This window comes from Phyllobacterium sp. YR620 (genome assembly GCF_900104165.1).
Classification (GTDB): Bacteria; Pseudomonadota; Alphaproteobacteria; order Rhizobiales; family Rhizobiaceae; genus Phyllobacterium; species Phyllobacterium pellucidum.
Window position 1 is genome coordinate 660,224 of the sequence record NZ_FNJP01000002.1, and the last position, 18,598, is coordinate 678,821.

Genomic DNA, 18,598 nt, shown 5'->3' on the forward strand with positions numbered 1-18,598 from the left:
GTAGGGCCTCCACAGACGGCGAGGCCCAAGGAGAATAATGCCATGCAAGGCATACTTTACGAAGAACCGTCCATCTTTCTGTTCCTGCTCGTCACCTGCGTCATGGGGGGCTGGGCGGCCTGGATGGCGGGACGGGCCTGCGCCAAGACCTGGCGTCCGATTGCCTTCCTCGTCTTCTACATGCTGCTGCTCGGCATCGCCGTCAGGTTCATCCACTTCGCCCTGTTCGGCGGCACGATGCTGACGCTGCATTATTATGTGGTCGATACGATTGTCCTGATCATCTTCGGGACGTTGGGCTATCGCTACACCCGTACCAACCAAATGATAGGTCAATATTTCTGGCTCTACGAAAAAGTTTCTCCATTTTCATGGAAGGAAAAAACGGGAGCCTAACCAATCTCGCTGATGCGAAATGAATCAGCGTGACAACCGCCGGGAAATCGGCAAATGTGCGCTCAAGCGATGAAAACGGGTCATCGCGAGGGGTTAAGTAAATACTTAGAAAATGGGAGTTTTCAAATGAAGAAATCACTGTTCTCGGGCGTTGCACTCGCTGCAATGCTCGCTTTGAGCGGTCATGCCTATGCTGATCTGTTGATCGGCGTCGGCGGTCCGTTGACCGGCCCGAACGCTGCATTCGGCGCTCAGCTGCAGAAGGGCGCTGAGGCTGCCATTGCCGAGATCAATGCTGCGGGCGGCATCAACGGCGAACAGGTCAAGCTTTCGCTCGGTGACGACGTTTCCGATCCGAAGCAGGGCATTTCGGTTGCCAACAAGTTCGTTGCTGACGGCGTAAAGTTCGTTATCGGCCACTTCAATTCGGGCGTTTCGATCCCCGCATCTGAAGTCTATGCTGAAAACGGCATCCTCGAGATCACGCCTGCCGCGACCAACCCGGTCTTCACCGAGCGCGGCCTCTGGAACACCTTCCGTACTTGCGGTCGCGACGACCAGCAGGGCGTGGTAGCCGGCACGTTCATTGCCGAGAAGTTCAAGGACGCCAAGGTTGCCGTCGTGCACGACAAGACGCCTTATGGCCAGGGTCTTGCTGACGAAACCAAGAAGACCTTGAATGCCAAGGGCGTCAAGGAAGCCATGTACGAAGGCGTCAACGTCGGCGACAAGGACTTCTCCGCGCTGATCGCCAAGGCAAAAGAATCGGGCGTAACCGTTCTTTACTGGGGCGGCCTCCACACCGAAGCCGGCCTGATCATGCGCCAGCTCGCAGACCAGGGCCTCAAGGTTCAGTTCATCTCCGGTGACGGTATCGTTTCGAACGAACTCGCTTCGATCGCTGGCGACGCAGTTGCAGGCACGCTGAACACGTTCGGTCCCGATCCGAGCAAGAACCCTGCCAACAAGGAACTCGTCGAGAAATTCCGTAAGCAGGGCTTCGAACCGGAAGCTTACACCCTCTATTCCTATGCTGCAGCTCAGGTCATCGCCGACGCAGCGAAGGCTGCCGGATCGAACGATCCTGAAGCCGTTGCCAAGGTGATGAAGGAAAAGGGTCCGTTCAAGACCGTTCTCGGCGACATCGCCTTTGACGAAAAGGGTGACCCGAAGCTTCCAGGCTACGTCATGTACGAGTGGAAGAAGGGCGAAGACGGCAAGTACAGCTACTTCCAGCAGTAAGCCTTCTTGCATGATTGCCTAAGCGAATGCCCGGCCTTGCGCCGGGCATTTTGCTGTTGGACATTTCGATTTCTTATGGTCAATATGCGTTGTTTGCAGTGCAGCAATCTGTAGCCAGATAAGCGCGCCAAACCAAAACTACTTTAGTTCATATTCGGAGTTGCGGTCTTGCCTATCAAGAAAATCCTCGTCGCCAATCGTTCGGAAATCGCGATCCGCGTGTTTCGCGCTGCCAATGAACTCGGCATGAAAACCGTGGCGATTTGGGCGGAAGAGGACAAGCTTGCGCTGCATCGCTTCAAGGCGGACGAATCCTACCAGGTGGGGCGTGGACCGCATCTTGCCAAGGACATGGGGCCGATCGAAAGCTATCTCTCGATCGAGGAAATCATCCGCGTCGCCAAGCTTTCCGGGGCCGATGCAATTCATCCCGGCTATGGCCTGCTTTCGGAAAGCCCGGAGTTTGCGGAAGCCTGCGCCGAGGCCGGCATCATCTTTATCGGCCCCAAGCCTGAAACCATGCGCCGGCTTGGCAACAAGGTCGCCGCACGCAACCTCGCGATCGAGATCGGCGTTCCTGTCGTACCGGCAACTGATCCGCTTCCTGACGACATGGAAGAGGTCAAGCGGCTGGCGGAGAAGATCGGCTATCCCGTGATGCTCAAGGCGTCATGGGGCGGCGGCGGGCGCGGCATGCGGGCCATCTTCAAGCCGGAAGATCTTGCCCGCGAAGTCACCGAGGGCAAGCGCGAGGCCAAGGCCGCGTTCGGCAAGGATGAAGTCTATCTCGAAAAGCTCGTTGAGCGCGCGCGCCATGTCGAGGTGCAGATCCTCGGCGATACGCACGGCAATGCGGTGCACCTCTTCGAGCGCGACTGCTCTATCCAGCGCCGCAACCAAAAAGTGGTGGAACGCGCCCCGGCGCCCTACCTCAACGAGGCGCAGCGTAAGGAAATCTGCGACTACGGCCTGAAGATCGCCAAATCGACAAATTATATCGGAGCCGGAACGATCGAGTTCCTGATGGATTCCGATACCGGCTCCTTCTATTTCATCGAGGTCAATCCGCGCATCCAGGTCGAACACACGGTGACGGAGGAAGTGACCGGGATCGACATCGTCAAGGCGCAGATCCGCATCCTCGAAGGCGCGACCATCGGAACGCCCGAATCGGGTGTGCCGGCACAAAAGGACATCCGGCTCAACGGCCACGCCCTGCAGTGCCGTATTACCACAGAGGATCCCGAGCAGAATTTCATTCCCGATTATGGCCGCATCACCGCCTATCGCGGCGCAACTGGCTTCGGCATCCGACTCGACGGCGGTACAGCCTATTCGGGCGCTGTCATCACCCGCTTCTATGATCCGCTCCTCGAAAAGATCACAGCCTGGTCACCGACGGCCGAAGAGACCATCCACCGCATGCACCGCGCCTTGCGCGAGTTTCGAATTCGCGGCGTTGCGACGAACCTGACCTTCCTTGAAGCCATCATCACGCATCCGAAGTTTACCGACAATTCCTACACGACTAAGTTCATCGACACGACGCCGGAACTCTTTGCGCAGGTGAAGCGGCAGGACCGCGCCACCAAGCTCTTGACCTATCTTGCCGATGTGACGATCAACGGGCATCCGGAAACCAAGGGCCGCGCCACCCCGCCGAAGGAAGCGGCGCTCCCGCGCGTTCCCTTCATTGAAGCGTCGATTCCAGACGGCACCAAGCAGCTGCTGGATCAGCTTGGACCAAAGAAGTTCGCTGAGTGGATGCGCAATGAAGAGCGCGTGCTCGTCACCGATACGACGATGCGCGACGGGCACCAGTCGCTGCTGGCGACACGCATGCGCACCTATGATATCGCCCGCGTCGCCGGGACCTACGCGCGCGCGCTCCCGCAATTGTTTTCGCTCGAATGCTGGGGCGGGGCGACCTTCGACGTTGCGATGCGCTTCCTGACGGAGGATCCGTGGGAGCGGTTGGCGGAAATTCGCGAGCGCGCGCCCAACATCCTGTTGCAGATGCTTTTGCGCGGCGCCAATGGCGTCGGCTACAAGAGCTATCCGGATAATGTCGTCAAATATTTCGTCAGCCAGGCGGCGCGTGGCGGTATCGACGTGTTTCGTGTTTTCGACAGCCTGAACTGGGTCGAAAACATGCGCGTCAGCATGGATGCGGTCATCGATGAGAACAAGCTCTGCGAAGCGGCGATCTGCTACACCGGCGACATTCTCAACTCGGCGCGGCCGAAATATGATCTCAAATATTATGTCGATCTTGCCCGCGAGGTCGAGAAAGCGGGCGCTCATATCATCGCCGTCAAGGACATGGCCGGGCTACTGAAACCTGCTGCAGCCAAGGTTCTGTTCAAGGCGCTGCGGGAAGCAACCGATCTGCCCCTGCATTTCCATACGCACGACACATCGGGGATCGCGGCCGCGACGGTCCTTGCTGCCGTCGACGCGGGCGTCGATGTGGTCGACGCCGCCATGGATTCGCTCTCCGGCAACACCTCGCAGCCTTGTCTGGGCTCCATCGTCGAAGCGTTAAAGGGCACCGAGCGCGATCCCGGCCTCGATCCTGAATGGATTCGCCGTATTTCCTTCTACTGGGAGGCGGTGCGCACCCAGTACGCGGCATTCGAAAGTGATCTCAAAGGACCGGCTTCGGAAGTCTATCTGCACGAAATGCCCGGCGGCCAGTTCACCAACCTCAAGGAGCAGGCGCGCTCGCTCGGTCTTGAAACCCGCTGGCACGAGGTGGCGCAGGCCTATGCCGACGTCAACCAGATGTTCGGCGACATCGTCAAAGTGACGCCGTCGTCGAAGGTGGTGGGCGACATGGCGCTGATGATGGTGAGCCAGGATCTGTCGGTCGCGGACGTGAAAAACCCCGGCAAGGACATCGCCTTCCCGGATTCGGTCGTCTCAATGATGCGCGGCGACCTCGGCCAGCCGCCAAAGGGTTGGCCCAAGGATATCCAGCAGAAGGTTTTGAAGGGCGAGAAGCCATTCACCGAACGACCGGGCGCGCTGCTCGCGCCGGCGGATCTCGAGGCGGAACGCAACGACATCGAAACCAAGCTCGAACGCAAGATCACCGACCAGGAGTTTGCCTCCTATCTTATGTATCCGAAGGTCTTTACCGACTTTGCCACCACGCACGATACCTATGGGCCGACGAGCGTCCTGCCGACCCATGTCTATTTCTATGGGCTGGCGCAGGAGGAAGAGGTGTTCCTCGATATCGAACGCGGCAAGACATTGGTCGTGCGCAACCTTGCCATGGGCGAGGCCGACGACAAGGGCATGTGCACGGTCTTCTTCGAACTCAACGGCCAGCCACGCCGGGTCAAGGTGCCGGATCGCACGCGCGCCGCGGGTGGAGCGGGCCTTCGCCGCAAGGCGGAACTCGGCAATGACAAGCATGTCGGCGCGCCAATGCCGGGTATCGTATCGACGGTCGGCATCGCTCCGGGGCAGAAGACCAACGCCGGGGACGTATTGCTGTCCATCGAAGCAATGAAGATGGAAACAGCGCTGCGCGCCGAGCGCGACGGGACCGTCGCCGAAGTTCTTGTCCGTGCCGGCGACCAGATCGATGCCAAGGACCTTTTAGTGGTCTACGAATAGGCCCGTTTCTCTTTAGCGGAACGTTCAAGGGCCCCAAACGGGGCCTTTGTTGCAAAGGGATGCGCCCCAGAGTGCGTGTTTATGCAGAAATGTGCAATTGATATTGCCGATATCGGCAGTATGGGATAGAAGGATGCAATGGAGGAACATCCTTGCTGAAAGATCTATCCCCGGACGAACGCAAAAGCATGATCCTGCGGAGGATCAACGAGAACGGTCGTGTGCTCGCCAACATGATCGCGTCGGAGTTCGGTGTTTCAGAAGATTCCATCCGCCGTGACCTGCGCGAACTCGCGGATCAGGGCCTCGTTCAGCGCTTTCATGGCGGTGCAGCACGGAGCCGAACGGGACCGAGAAGTTTCCAGCAACGCGCGCGCGAAGAGACCGCCGGGAAAAAGGCGATCGCCCGGGCAGCGGCAGCGCTTATTCCGCCCGATGCAACGATGGTCCTCGATTCCAGCACGACAGTCCTCGAATTCGTGCGCGCCCTTCCTGCCGATTTCAGAGCCTGCATCATCACGAGTGCACCGGATATCGCGGTCGCGGCGCTCGATCATCCGCTTTGCGAGGTTATATTGCTTGGCGGAACCTTGAACCGGCTGACGCGCAGCGTGATCAGCCAATCGACGCTGGCCGAAGTTCAATCGATGCGCATCGACTACTGCGTGCTTGGCGCCTGCGCTGTCGATGAAAGCCTGATGCTGCGAGCCGAAAATTATGATGATGCGCGCATGAAACTGGCCTTTGCCGAGGCGAGCAACGAAGTCCTGTTGTTGGCAACCAGCGACAAGCTGGTGAAGCGGGGTCCGTTCGCCATCGGGCCGATAGCCCTTATATCGACCCTCGTCACCGATACAACCGCCGACCCCTCGATCCTTGATCGCATAGGCGGTGCTGGTATCGAGGTGATCGTTGCCGCCGATAAACAAGCCTGATTTTATGTGAGTGAATTTTATGTCCGTCCAAGCCCAATCTGCAACTGGTGAAGCCCCAATGGATGCCGCGACCTTTCGCAGGAAAGCTGTTTATGGCCGCTGGGCCGTCGCCAGCGCGTTTTTCTTCAATGGCTTCCTCGTCGGCAGCTGGGCTCCGCAGATACCGGTTTTCATGACGCGACTCGGCATCAGCGAGTTCACGCTCGGGCTTCTTATCCTGGTGTTCGGCATAGGGGCGCTGGCTTCGATGCCCTGGTGCGGCTATCTCATCGAAAAACATGGATCGCGCGCAGTGGTGAAGGGGTTTGCCATATTCTGCTCCTTCTCGCTCCTTCTCGTTGCCCTCGCGCCCAACGTGATAAGCGCCGCACCGGCGCTGTTTCTGTTTGGCGCAGTCATCGGCGGGATGGATGTCGCGATGAATGCAAATGCGGTGGAAGTCGAGAAAAAACTCTCCCGCGCCGTCATGTCGTCCTCGCACGGCTTCTGGAGCCTCGGTGGCTTTGCCGGCGGCGGACTTGGGGGCATCCTGATCGAAGCGCATGGACATCTGGCGCATGCCGTCGTCGTGACGATCATCGCGATCGTGATCGGCCTCATTGCCTTCCGGTTCATGATCACCGAGGATGCGCCCGTCAGGCATGAGAAGCAGAAGCTGACGTTCCCCACCAATCCCTTGATCTACCTTATCGGCTTGATGGCGCTCTTCTCCATGGTTCCGGAAGGATCGGTGCTCGATTGGGCAGCGCTCTATCTGCGCCAGGAGCGCGGGGCCGATATCGCCACGGCCGGCTTCGCATTTGCGGCGTTTTCGGGAACGATGTCGATCATGCGTTTTCTCGGCGATGGCGTGCGTGACCGTTTCGGTGCCGTCAATACGCTGCGCATTTCCGCGCTGATCGGCGCGTCGGGAATGCTTGCTGCCAGTATTGCGCCGACCTCGTGGATCGCCATCCTCGCCTTTGCCTTTTCCGGTCTCGGTATTGCCAACATGGTGCCCATCGCCTTTTCTGCGGCCGGCAACCAGCAGGGCACGTCATCAGGCGTGGCCCTCAGCATGGTTACGCTCATGGGTTATTTGGGGATACTCGTTGCGCCATCGGCAATCGGTTTTGTCGGCGGCAAGACCGGGTTCGGACCGATCTATATGGTGCTCGCCGGTCTGCTCGTCGTCGTCGCCCTCATGGCCAACCTTGCCAGGAGCGCAGATCAAAAGGTACGTTAGGCCCGGCGCGCGGCGCCCATTGGTTTTTTCCGCTGCAAGAGGAAATCGCTGACGCGACGGCCGGGCTTTTTCGCCTTGAAGCCGATATGCATTTCCGGCGCGAGTTCGCCGGTCAGGTCGAGAGTCGCGTGCTCGCCTACGGCGTCGCTGTGCTCATCGAGCCAATCTTCAGCAGCGGCGCGCCCAAGGTCACGCAGATATTCGAGGAAGGCCCATTCGGCATTGATCTTCGACGAAGAAGACAGGCCCGCCAGAGCCTCGTCGGCGTCGATACGATGCATGCGGATATGGCGGTAGTCGCCATGCTGAAGCCGCCCGGCGTCGATCAATGAGTTGACAAAGGCAATCGAGCGGAACTCGCGCAGCAGAGCGGCATTGAACGTGATTTCGTCGATCCGCTCGCTGATTTCGCGTGCGGTCTTTGGCGTGCCGCGGCGCTCGATCGGATTGATCTGGACGAGGAGAACATCCTCGCTCTCGCTCGAATAGAAGAACGGGTAGAGGGCAGGATTGCCGCCATAGCCGCCATCCCAATAGGGCTCGCCGTCAATTTCAACCGCCTGGAAAATATAGGGAAGGCACGCGGAGGCCATCACCACGTCGGCGTTGAGTTCCGATTGCGAGAATACGCGCAGGCGCCCCGTCTCGACATTCGTGGCGGAAATGAAGAGCTTGAGCTTGGGGCAGGCCTTCACCCGGTCGAAGTCGATTTCCTTTTCGATCACGTCGCGCAACGGATTGAGATTGAAGGGATTGAACTCATAGGGCGAAAAAACGCGCGAGATCTGTTCAAACAGGTTGAAGCCAAAGCCATTCTCGATGGACCAGTTTCCAAAGAACCTGTCCCAGGGCGAGCGCTGCACCGGGCTGAACTGGCCCGTTCGGCCCACTGCGCGCCAGAAATCATGCAATTTGGCGCGTGCACCTTCGGCACCATTGTGTGCCCAGCCATCGGCAAGAGCCACGGCATTCATCGCGCCGGCGCTCGTACCTGAGACGCCCTCGATCGTCAGTCGCCCGTCCTCCAGAATGCGGTCGAGCACGCCCCACGTAAAGGCGCCGTGCGAACCACCACCCTGAAGGGCGATGTTGATAGCCTTGGTTTTGGCCATTATGCCGCTGTCCAGCCGCCGTCGACGGAAATTGATGTCCCGGTGATCTGTGCTGCGGCGTCGCTGGCAAGAAACACCACCGTCGCACCGATCTGGTCGACCGTCGCGAACTCCTTCGTCGCCTGCTTGTCCAGCATCACTTCGCGGATCACCGTATCGCGATCCATGTTGTGCGCCTTCATCTGATCGGGGATCTGGGCCTCGACCAAGGGCGTAAGGACATAGCCCGGGCAAATTGCGTTGCAGGTGATATGTTTTTCAGCGACTTCGAGGGCCACGGTCTTGGTCAGGCCGAGAATGCCGTGCTTGGCAGAGACATAGGCCGACTTGAAAGGCGAGGCGCGCAGGCCATGGGCGGACGCGATATTGATGATGCGGCCCCAACCGGATTTCTTCATATGCGGTAGCGCTGCAGCAGTGGTGTGGAACGCCGAGGTCAGGTTGATCGCGATGATCGCATCCCATTTCTCGACCGGAAACTCATCGACCGGCGCGACGAACTGGATCCCGGCATTGTTGACGAGTACGTCGACACTGCCAAAGGTATCGGCCGCCTTTTCGATCAGCGCCCGACATTCGCCGCCGTTCGACATGTCCGCCTTGATGTAGACGACGTCCACCCCATGCTTTTCAGCAATTTCCTTGGCGAGCACATGATCCTCGGGGCGATCGGTGAAGGAGTTGATCACGACATTGTAGCCGGCGGCTGCGAGTGCATGGGCAGAACCGAGGCCGATTCCGGAGTTGGAACCTGTGACGACTGCGGTCTTTTCGGTCATGGCAAAGGCTTCCTTCGATTTCAAACAACCGCCGCCTCGCGGCCCCGGGGAATATATTGCATTGCAGCAAAATTGCTAGGCTCGCAGCCGTGAGACTTTGTCATGGAAGCTCTGCATTCAGCGGGTAGCATAATTGGAACTTTTCTCTTCGACGTTGAGGGGCGGTTTGTGTTGACAAACAGCGATAGCTGCGCCACCTGAACGGGATACTTGGAGCGTGATGATGTCTGACTATTATTCCGACCCCTTTCCCCGGCGTCCATCGGTTGGTGTCGATGTCGGCGGCGTAATGGTGGGTGGCGGTGCGCCTATTGTCGTGCAGTCGATGACCAACACGGATACTGCCGACGTCGACGGCACCGTGGCGCAGGTCGCGGCGCTGTCGCGTGCAGGATCGCAGATCGTGCGCATCACCGTCGACCGTGACGAATCCGCTGCCGCTGTTCCAAAAATTCGCGAGCGCCTTGACAGGCTCGGTCTCCCGGTGCCACTCGTTGGCGATTTTCACTATATCGGCCACAAGCTTCTTGCCGATCACCCGGCCTGCGCGGAGGCGCTGGCCAAATACCGCATCAATCCGGGCAATGTCGGCTTCAAGGAGAAGAAGGACGCGCAATTCGGCGCCATCATCGAGATGGCGATCCGCTACGACAAGCCTGTGCGCATCGGCGTCAACTGGGGCTCGCTCGACCAGGAGCTCCTGACGGCGCTCATGGATCAGAATCACAAGGCAGGGGCGCCGCTCACCGCCGAGCAGGTTACCCGCGAGGCGATCGTCCAGTCGGCGTTAATTTCGGCGCAGCTTGCCGAAGAGATCGGCCTTGCCCGATCAAAGATCATTCTCTCCGCGAAGGTGAGCCAGGTACAGGATCTGATTGCAGTCTATGCCGAGCTGGCACGCCGCACGGACCACGCGCTTCACCTGGGCCTGACCGAGGCCGGCATGGGTTCGAAGGGTATTGTCGCATCGTCCGCCTCGCTCGGCATCCTCCTGCAGCAGGGGATTGGCGATACGATCCGCATTTCGCTGACCCCCGCGCCCGGCGGCGACCGCACCCAGGAGGTGCAGGTGGCGCAGGAACTTCTGCAGACCATGGGCTTTCGCCAGTTTATTCCCATCGTCGCTGCCTGCCCCGGCTGCGGACGCACCACGTCGACCGTTTTCCAGGAATTGGCGCAGTCAATTCAGAGCGACATCCGCAAGAACATGCCAATCTGGCGCGAGAAATATCCCGGCGTCGAGGCGCTTAACGTCGCCGTCATGGGGTGCATCGTCAACGGTCCGGGCGAGTCGAAGATGGCCGATATTGGCATATCGCTGCCGGGAACCGGCGAAACGCCGTCAGCGCCTGTATTTGTCGATGGCAAAAAGGTTGCGACGCTGCGCGGTGCCGGCATTGCCGAAGATTTCCAGAAAATGGTCGCCGAGTACATCGAAAGCCGGTTCGGTCAGCGGTCCGCCGGATCGCACGCTGCCGAATAGATTGCTAACTGCGCCGCTCGGCAATGAAGCGGGCAGCGTCCTTTAACAGTGCGGCCGAAGCGCCGTAGGGCGAAAGCAGTTCTTCCGCCTGGGCGACCAGGCCGGCAAGCTGGCGCTTGGTCCAGTCGATCCCATGCAGCGAAACGAGCGTTGCCTTGCCGGCGGCAGCATCCTTGCCGGTCGCCTTGCCCATGCGGCTCGCATCGGCGGTCACATCCAGCAAGTCGTCGGCGAGTTGAAAGGCAAGGCCAATAGCCGAGCCATATTCCGCCAGCCGTTCGCGATCCTTCACGCCGGCATTGCCGATAATTGCCCCGGCCTCGCAGGCGAAACGGATGAGCGCGCCGGTCTTCATTGCCTGCAGGCGAATAATGCCTTCCTCGTCGGGTTTGACCGTTTCCGCTTCAAGATCAAGCGCCTGGCCCCCGGTCATGCCACCTATGCCCGCAGCGCGCGCCAATTGCGTGATGAGTGGCAGTCGCGCGGACGGAGGAAGCTCGGTCGCCTCATCCGAGATGAGCTCGAACGCGTAGGTCAGAAGGCTGTCGCCAGCAAGAATGGCGGCGGCTTCATCGAATTTGCGATGCACCGTCGGCTGGCCTCGACGCAAATCGTCATCGTCCATGGCTGGAAGATCGTCATGCACGAGTGAATAGCTGTGAATGCATTCGAGCGCCGCCGCAACGCGCAGGGCGGCGAGGTTGTCCGCTCCGAAAAGTGCTGCACTTTCCATTACAAGGAAGGGGCGCAGCCGCTTGCCCCCATTGAGCACGCCGTGGCGCATCGCGGCCATCAGGCGCGGCGGCCGGCTGATTTCACCGGTGCGCGAGCGATCAGAGAGAAGTTCGCCAAGCAATGCTTCGACTGCCGCCGCCCGCTGCTGCAAGGTAATCTCGAACAATGAAAAGCCCTGATCCGTCATCATCATCCGCCAATGACCGAAAAATTGCGCGCCGGTCAATGGGGCTGGTTGCAGCTGCCATCAATTTGCTGCGCTGCCGTGTGTGGATAATGCATAAAACTGCAGAATGAATTCCCTTCCGCGGCGCTTTGCTCTATGTCCAAGAAGAGTTTTAGCGCGGACGGACTGAGTGACGAGGGTATTGGTTAGAAACAAGCGGGGGAGAGGTTATCTGGTCGGGCCCGGTCGTTCGCCCGTCGGACGGCTGATACGATACGCCGTCCTTGCCGGCGTTGTTTTGATCATGCTGCCGCTGGTTCTTCTGAGCCTCTACCGTATTCCTTTCGTCCATCCGGTCTCGACGCTCATGGTCAAGGACCTCGTGACGTTTTCAGGTTACGACCGGCGCTGGGTGCCCATCGAGCAAATCTCGCCGGTGCTGATCAATTCGGTGATGATGTCTGAAGATGCGCGGTTCTGCTTTCATTCAGGCGTTGACTGGGACGCGCTGAATTCCGTTGTCTCTGATGCGATCGATGGCGAGCAGACCCGCGGCGCTTCGACAATCACCATGCAGACTGCCAAGAACCTTTTCCTCTGGACCAGCCGTTCCTTCATTCGCAAAGGTCTGGAAGTGCCGCTTGCGATGCTGACGGATCTGATCCTGCCCAAGCAGCGGATTATGGAAATCTACCTGAACATCGCAGAATGGGGTCCGGGCATCTATGGCGTCGAAGCAGCGGCACAGCATCATTTCAACACAAGTGCAGCAAAGCTTTCACCGCGCCAGGCAGCCTATCTCGCAGTAACCCTCCCCAATCCGATCGTCCGCAATCCGGCAAAGCCGGGACGCGGGATGCAGACACTCGCGCGACTCAACGAACGCCGGGCGCGCGGTGCGGGCGCCTATATCGGCTGCGTGAAGTAGGATCGGAGCCACCCCGCACGGCGCCAAACGCACCGGCATCGGCGCTTGCGACAAAAAATATGCGAGTCCTGCTGGTCAAAAGCTCTCAAGCCGTGTATAGCCCCACCCGAACTTTCCGGAATTTTGTCCATTGTGACAGGCTCAAATCGGGCCAGTGCCGGATTTTGACTGATTACTGGAGCTGGAACAATGGCTGTACCTAAACGAAAAACTTCCCCGTCGAAGCGCGGCATGCGCCGTTCCGCTGACGCCCTGACTGCCCCGACCTATGTCGAGGACAAGAATTCCGGCGAACTGCGCCGTCCGCATCACGTCGATCTGAAGACCGGCATGTATCGCGGTCGCCAGGTGCTGACGCCGAAGGAAGGCTGATCGCCTCTTCGATACGCTTGAATAAAAAGACCGGCTTCAGGCCGGTCTTTTTATTTGGTGGGCAGGTTCATTGCAGCAATGCATGTCGCCGTCGCTGCAAAAATTCGCGCATGGCCGGCCCATCGCAAAGTCCAATGGCGCGATCATAGGCGGATCGCGCTTCATCGCCGCGTCGCAGCGACGTCAGCAAGTGCGCTGCAACCGCCCAATAGGGTTGGTAGCTTTTCACCGCCGTGCCGGGAATGCTCTCAAGCAGCTTCAAGCCAAGCGCCGGACCGCGCGCCTCGGCAATGGCCGCGGCCCTGCCCACCATCGCTCCGATCGTAGGCGCCTGGGCAATAAGTCCCTCGTAGAGAAGTGCGATCTCCTCCCAATCAATGCTCCCGGTTCGCTTGCGCTGAGCGTGAACCGACTGGATTGCCGCTTCGAGCTGAAAGCGGCCGACACGGCGGTATCGCGCTGCCGAGTGCAGGAGTTGCTCCGCTTCCTCGATCATCGGCTGCGACCAAAGTGCGGTGTCCTGTTCCACAAGCGGAACATAATTGCCGGCGGCGTCGCGCCGCGCATTGTGCCGTGATTCACAATAGAGCATGAGCGCCAGCAGGCCGCGCACCTCCGGCTCGTCGGGCATGAACCGCAGAAGCAAGTGGCAGAGCTCCATGGCCTCACGGCCAAGGCCCCTGCTGCGCGGATGGTCGCCCGCGATGTCATCCCAACCGCTGCCGTAGGCGGCATAGATGGCCTCGATGACAGCATAGAGCCGCTGGGGCAGGTCCTCTGCTGCGGGCACCTCGAACTCTATGCCGGCGTCACGGATCTTGCGTTTGGCGCGGGCAAGGCGCTGGCCCATCGCAGCGGGTTGCACCAGAAATGCCGAGCCGATACGCACAGCATCAAGGCCGAGCAAGGTCTGCAGCATGAGCGGGGTGCGCGCGACTCGATCGATGGCGGGGTGCGCGCATATGAAGAGCAATTTCAATCGTTCGTCGGGAAAGGACGGCGCGGCATCGGCCATGTCATGCGCCTCCTCGGCAATTGCGAGCAATGTCGGTATCGCAGCAGTCCTGACACGCGTGCGGCGCATCGCATCCGACAGACGGTTGCGTGCTACAGCAAGCAACCAGGCTTCGGGCTTGGCGGGAATGCCATTGCGTGGCCAGGTTTCGAGGGCCGAGGCGAAAGCATCGGCAAGCGCGTCCTCCGCGGCAGTCAGGTCACGCGAACGCGCCGCGAGAAAGACAACGAGCCGGCCGTAGGAATGACGCGCCGCCATCTCGACGACGCGGCGCGTATCCTCATCGCTCATCGGCTTCACATCGGAATGTTTGGCCGAACTTCGACAACGCCGCCCGCCACGGCAGCCGGGGACCGGGCCGCCCAACTGAGCGCGGTGTCGAGATCGGGCACGTTGATGATGTAGAAACCGCCCAGCTGTTCCTTGCTGTCGGCATAGGGTCCGTCCTGGACCTGCGGCTGACCATCCCGCAATTTTATCGTTGTCGCCGTCTCGGGCGCCTGAAGTCCGGCGCCAGTGACCATGATGCCAGCCTCCCTCAGGACTTGCGAATAGGCCATCCATCCGGCGACATAGGCCTGCTGTCTCCCTGGGTCTGTTCGCGCCGCATATGCATCTTGCGTCTCATAGGCCAAAATCGTGTAGTTCATGGCTGTTCCTTCCCGGTTATAGCGCAAAGACATGCGCCCGATGCAATGACGGCTCACAGCAGCGCATTTTGACATGAACCGAAGATTTTTCCCGGGCCTATTTGATTTCAATCTCGATGAAGGAATATTCGCCGTCATTGGCGTTAATGACGTCGTGTTCGACGCCCTCCGAGCGAAAATAAGGCACGCCCTTTTTCATGTCCGCAAAGGACTCGCCATCCTTGGTCAGGAGTTTAACCCGTCCGTCCATCATCGGCACGACAACATAATCGTGGCCATGCCGGTGCCAGCCCGTATTGTCTCCCGGCGCAAACCGATACTCCGTCACCACAACGCGGTCATTGTCGATGAAGACGGTTGCCTTGGCTGATCCGGACATGCGGTCTAACCCTGGCCGCCATCGGCGACAAAGCCAGCGGCCTCGACGCCGGCGATCGCTGCCGTCTCGTCATTATCGGACGTGTCGCCGCTGATGCCGACTGCGCCAATGACCTCGCCCTTAGGATTCTTGACGAGTACGCCGCCGGCAACCGGAATCACATTTCCGCCGGACGAAGCGACGAGCCCTTCCATGAAATGCGGACGCTCCTTGGCGAATTTTTCTACGGTACGCGAACCGGCACCGATAGCCAGGGCGCCATAGGCCTTGCCGAAAGCGATCTCAAAGCGGAGCATCGACGAGCCGTCCTGCTTCTGGAAGGCCTTCAGGTGACCGCCCGCGTCGAGAACGGTGACCGAAAGCGGTCGCATTCCGGCCTCGGCGCCTTTGGCCAATGCGGCCTTGATGATGGTATTGGCCTTCGAAAGTGTGATGTATGCCATGATGGTCTCTCTGCGATAGATGTCGAATGAAAGCAGGCTTCGGAGCGAAGCCCATTGTCGAATGAAGCAGGTTGCTATTTATCGAGCGAGTCGAGTTTACGCTGCATCGCTGCGATCTGTTCCTTCAACTCGTCGAGGCCGCCGCCATCCTTGGTGGGTTTGTCGGATACCTCGCCCGCTTCGGGCTCCGGGCCCTTGCCGAGCGGAAAGGGCGTAAACATGCGCATTGCGTTCTGCAGCATTTCAGTGTTGCGCCGCACCTGCTCTTCGACCAGCTTGATAGGGGCGCTGACATTCATCATGTCCATTGGCGTCTTGCCGAAGGCCGCGGTCAGCTGCTCGCGCATACGCTCCTGCTCCTTGGCGAAAGCCTGCATGGACTGTTCGAGGAATGTCGGCAAAACCACCTGCATTTGATCACCGTAGTAGGCAATCAACTGGCGCAGGAACGGGATCGGCAACATGTTCTGCCCATCCTTGTTCTCCAGTTCAAAGATGATCTGCGTCAGAACCGAATGCGTGATGTCCTCCCCCGTCTTCGCATCCTGTACTGTAAAGTCCTCATTGCGCTTGACCATTTCGGCCAGATCCTCAAGCGTCACATAGGTACTCGTGCCGGTGTTGTAGAGACGCCGATTGGCATATTTCTTGATCACGACGTCGCCAGTTTTTCCTGCCATTGCTCAACTCCCCAACCTCGCGCCCTCCGCCGAATTTGCGTGCCGGCTTACGGATCAAGCGGGAAGGATAGGGGCAAAGCGCGGCAATTCAAAGAGAATTGTGCAGCGCATCCAACGCGATGCGAGGAAGGTCATGCTGCGCTGCAGCAATGGATAATTTGGCCTTCGGAAACAAATGCCTTGTCAAACGATTGCGGGGAGGGAATTCTGTCGGGGAAGTGTGCTGCACCAACCAGCATGACAAATTTGAGGAGACTTCCCATGAGCCAATCGATCGTCATTGCTAGCGCTGCGCGCACCGCTGTCGGGTCATTCAACGGCGCATTCGCCAATACGCCGGCGCACGAACTCGGTGCTGCCGTCATCAAGGAGGTCCTGGCGCGGGCCGGCGTGGAGGCAGCAGATGTGGATGAAGTCATTCTCGGCCAGGTGCTGACGGCCGGCGAGGGCCAGAACCCTGCGCGTCAGGCAGCCATCGCTGCCGGTATCCCGCAGGAGGCAACCGCCTGGAGCCTCAACCAGGTGTGCGGCTCGGGCCTGCGCGCCGTGGCGCTGGGTATGCAGCAGATTGCAACAGGCGATGCCAATATCATCGTCGCCGGCGGACAGGAATCGATGTCCTTGAGCCCGCACTGCGCGCATCTTCGCGCCGGTGTGAAGATGGGCGACTACAAGATGATCGATACGATGATCAAGGACGGCCTCACCGATGCGTTTCATGGCTATCATATGGGCATCACCGCAGAGAACATTGCCCGCAAGTGGCAGTTGACGCGCGAGGAGCAGGACAGTTTCGCCCTTGCCTCGCAGAACAAGGCCGAGGCCGCGCAAAAGGCCGGGAAGTTCAAGGACGAGATCGTTCCCTTCACCATCAAGACGCGCAAAGGCGACGTTGTCGTTGTTGACGATGAATATATTCGTCATGGCGCCACGATGGATGCGCTGACCAAGCTGCGTCCGGCCTTCGACAAGGAAGGCACCGTGACCGCAGGCAACGCCTCCGGATTGAACGATGGCGCCGCCGCGGTTGTGCTGATGACGGAGGAAGAAGCCAATCGCCGTGGTATCAAGCCGCTTGCCCGTATCGCTTCCTGGGCGACCGCCGGCGTTGACCCGGCAATCATGGGAACCGGGCCGATCCCTGCCTCGCGCAAGGCGCTGGAGAAAGCCGGCTGGAAAGCCGAGGATCTCGACCTGGTCGAAGCCAACGAGGCATTTGCTGCGCAGGCCTGCGCCGTCAACAAGGACCTCGGCTTCAATCCCGATATCGTCAACGTCAATGGCGGCGCCATTGCGATCGGACATCCGATCGGCGCTTCGGGTGCGCGCATTCTCAATACGCTGCTTTTTGAGCTCAAGCGCCGTAACGGCACGAAGGGGCTCGCAACCCTTTGCATCGGCGGCGGCATGGGCGTTGCACTCTGCATCGAACGCCTCAAGGACTAATCCGCTGAGGACCGGCGCGCATTTGACGGGCCGGTCCATTTCGCACGGTGGGTAGGCCCTGCGCTTTCGATTTTCTCAACATTTTCTTGATTGGCATAAATACGTTTAAGGGAGGGCGACAATGACAAAAACAGCAATCGTAACGGGCGGAACACGTGGCATCGGCGCTGCCATAAGCATTGCGCTGAAGAAGGCCGGCTATAATGTTGCGGCAAACTACGCTGGCAATGACGAAGCGGCGCAGAAATTCAGCAAGGAAACCGGCATACCAGCCTACAAATGGGACGTGTCCAACTATGAGGAATGCGCAGCCGGCATAGCCAAGATCGAGGCCGATCTCGGCCCGGTCGCCGTTCTCGTCAACAATGCCGGCATCACGCGCGATGCAATGTTCCACAAGATGACGCCGGCGCAGTGGAATGACGTCATCAATACGAACCTTACGGGCCTCTTCAACATGACGCACCCGGCGTGGAACGGCATGCGTGACCGCAAATTTGGGCGGGTGATCAACATATCGTCGATCAACGGTCAGAAGGGCCAGGCGGGACAGGCGAATTATTCGGCGTCGAAGGCAGGCGATATCGGCTTCACCAAGGCGCTGGCCCAGGAGGGCGCGCGCGCCGGCATCACCGTCAACGCCATCTGCCCGGGCTATATCGGCACGGAGATGGTGCGCGCGATCGACGAGAAGGTGCTCAACGAGCGCATCATTCCGCAAATCCCGGTCGGCCGTCTCGGTGAGCCGGAGGAAGTCGCGCGTTGCGTGGTGTTCCTGGCATCGGACGATGCCGGCTTCATCACCGGCTCCACGATCTCGGCGAATGGCGGACAATATTTCAGCTGATCCTGCCAAAGAGTGTCGCGCGGTCTCGCGAGACACTCTTCATTCGCAAGCCCTGAATCTTCTCCTAACAGCGATGTCGTACATTGCGGAACAAGACGCGAAACGACAGGGCTTTACCTGGCCGTTGCGCGCTTCCAG

General features: G+C 59.5%; 18 protein-coding genes. 10 read left to right on the forward strand and 8 right to left on the reverse strand.

From position 1 onward, the window contains the following. Positions 1-42: 42 nt before the first annotated feature. From BLR72_RS10005 to BLR72_RS10025, 5 genes are all read left to right on the forward strand, one after another. Positions 43-396, forward strand: a complete 354-nt coding sequence (locus tag BLR72_RS10005; protein ID WP_027231139.1) for a DUF6867 family protein — start codon at positions 43-45, stop codon at positions 394-396. Positions 397-522: 126 nt separating this feature from the next. Continuing rightward, the gene (locus tag BLR72_RS10010) at positions 523-1,638 is read left to right on the forward strand and encodes a branched-chain amino acid ABC transporter substrate-binding protein (protein WP_027231140.1); all 1,116 of its coding nucleotides are present in this window, start codon (positions 523-525) and stop codon (positions 1,636-1,638) included. Between the two features lie 168 nt (positions 1,639-1,806). After that, positions 1,807-5,265 (forward strand): pyruvate carboxylase, encoded by a 3,459-nt coding sequence (gene pyc, locus BLR72_RS10015; protein WP_091947876.1) that lies wholly within the window; start codon positions 1,807-1,809, stop codon positions 5,263-5,265. A gap of 152 nt (positions 5,266-5,417) precedes the next feature. Then, on the forward strand, positions 5,418-6,200 hold the full coding sequence (locus BLR72_RS10020; RefSeq protein WP_244506669.1) for a DeoR/GlpR family DNA-binding transcription regulator: 783 nt from the start codon (positions 5,418-5,420) through the stop codon (positions 6,198-6,200). Positions 6,201-6,258: 58 nt separating this feature from the next. Further along, positions 6,259-7,425: an MFS transporter gene (locus BLR72_RS10025; protein WP_091947881.1), complete on the forward strand. Its 1,167-nt coding sequence runs from the start codon at positions 6,259-6,261 to the stop codon at positions 7,423-7,425. Here the strand turns inward: BLR72_RS10025 and BLR72_RS10030 are convergent. Next, the gene (locus BLR72_RS10030; RefSeq protein ID WP_027231143.1) at positions 7,422-8,537 is read right to left on the reverse strand and encodes a patatin-like phospholipase family protein; all 1,116 of its coding nucleotides are present in this window, start codon (positions 8,535-8,537) and stop codon (positions 7,422-7,424) included. The genes BLR72_RS10025 and BLR72_RS10030 overlap by 4 nt on opposite strands. Then, positions 8,537-9,316 carry a 3-hydroxybutyrate dehydrogenase gene (locus BLR72_RS10035; protein ID WP_091948638.1) on the reverse strand — a complete coding sequence of 260 codons (780 nt, stop codon included), beginning with the start codon at positions 9,314-9,316 and terminating at the stop codon, positions 8,537-8,539. Before BLR72_RS10035 ends, BLR72_RS10030 begins: the two co-directional genes overlap by 1 nt. A 220-nt stretch (positions 9,317-9,536) precedes the next feature. On the opposite strand from BLR72_RS10035, the gene ispG reads away from it, so the two are divergent. After that, on the forward strand, positions 9,537-10,799 hold the full coding sequence (gene ispG, locus BLR72_RS10040) for a flavodoxin-dependent (E)-4-hydroxy-3-methylbut-2-enyl-diphosphate synthase (RefSeq protein ID WP_091947884.1): 1,263 nt from the start codon (positions 9,537-9,539) through the stop codon (positions 10,797-10,799). 4 nt (positions 10,800-10,803) lie between these two features. Here ispG and BLR72_RS10045 read toward each other — a convergent pair whose 3' ends face one another. Further along, on the reverse strand, positions 10,804-11,721 hold the full coding sequence (locus BLR72_RS10045; protein ID WP_051614859.1) for a polyprenyl synthetase family protein: 918 nt from the start codon (positions 11,719-11,721) through the stop codon (positions 10,804-10,806). Positions 11,722-11,932: 211 nt separating this feature from the next. On the opposite strand from BLR72_RS10045, the gene mtgA reads away from it, so the two are divergent. Beyond that, on the forward strand, positions 11,933-12,628 hold the full coding sequence (gene mtgA / locus BLR72_RS10050) for a monofunctional biosynthetic peptidoglycan transglycosylase (protein WP_027231147.1): 696 nt from the start codon (positions 11,933-11,935) through the stop codon (positions 12,626-12,628). Positions 12,629-12,817: 189 nt separating this feature from the next. Further along, positions 12,818-13,000: a 50S ribosomal protein L32 gene (gene rpmF / locus BLR72_RS10055; protein ID WP_027231148.1), complete on the forward strand. Its 183-nt coding sequence runs from the start codon at positions 12,818-12,820 to the stop codon at positions 12,998-13,000. A 67-nt stretch (positions 13,001-13,067) separates the two neighbouring features. Here the strand turns inward: rpmF and BLR72_RS10060 are convergent, their stop codons facing one another. From BLR72_RS10060 to phaR, 5 genes are all read right to left on the reverse strand, one after another. Further along, a complete protein-coding gene (locus BLR72_RS10060; protein ID WP_091947887.1) occupies positions 13,068-14,306 on the reverse strand; it encodes an RNA polymerase sigma factor in 1,239 nt (412 codons plus the stop codon). 5 nt (positions 14,307-14,311) lie between these two features. Then, a complete protein-coding gene (locus BLR72_RS10065) occupies positions 14,312-14,665 on the reverse strand; it encodes a YciI family protein (RefSeq protein ID WP_091947890.1) in 354 nt (117 codons plus the stop codon). 97 nt (positions 14,666-14,762) lie between these two features. Next, positions 14,763-15,044: a cupin domain-containing protein gene (locus BLR72_RS10070; RefSeq protein ID WP_027231151.1), complete on the reverse strand. Its 282-nt coding sequence runs from the start codon at positions 15,042-15,044 to the stop codon at positions 14,763-14,765. A 5-nt stretch (positions 15,045-15,049) separates the two neighbouring features. Then, entirely contained in the window at positions 15,050-15,487 is a 438-nt protein-coding gene (locus tag BLR72_RS10075) for a GlcG/HbpS family heme-binding protein (protein ID WP_091947893.1), read from the reverse strand. A 74-nt stretch (positions 15,488-15,561) separates the two neighbouring features. Continuing rightward, a complete protein-coding gene (phaR, locus tag BLR72_RS10080; RefSeq protein ID WP_091947896.1) occupies positions 15,562-16,167 on the reverse strand; it encodes a polyhydroxyalkanoate synthesis repressor PhaR in 606 nt (201 codons plus the stop codon). Between the two features lie 261 nt (positions 16,168-16,428). Between phaR and BLR72_RS10085 the strand changes: the two genes are divergently transcribed. Both BLR72_RS10085 and BLR72_RS10090 read left to right on the forward strand, forming a co-directional pair. Continuing rightward, positions 16,429-17,613 (forward strand): acetyl-CoA C-acetyltransferase, encoded by a 1,185-nt coding sequence (locus BLR72_RS10085; RefSeq protein ID WP_091947898.1) that lies wholly within the window; start codon positions 16,429-16,431, stop codon positions 17,611-17,613. A gap of 121 nt (positions 17,614-17,734) precedes the next feature. After that, positions 17,735-18,460: a beta-ketoacyl-ACP reductase gene (locus BLR72_RS10090; RefSeq protein ID WP_027231155.1), complete on the forward strand. Its 726-nt coding sequence runs from the start codon at positions 17,735-17,737 to the stop codon at positions 18,458-18,460. Positions 18,461-18,598 lie beyond the last annotated feature (138 nt).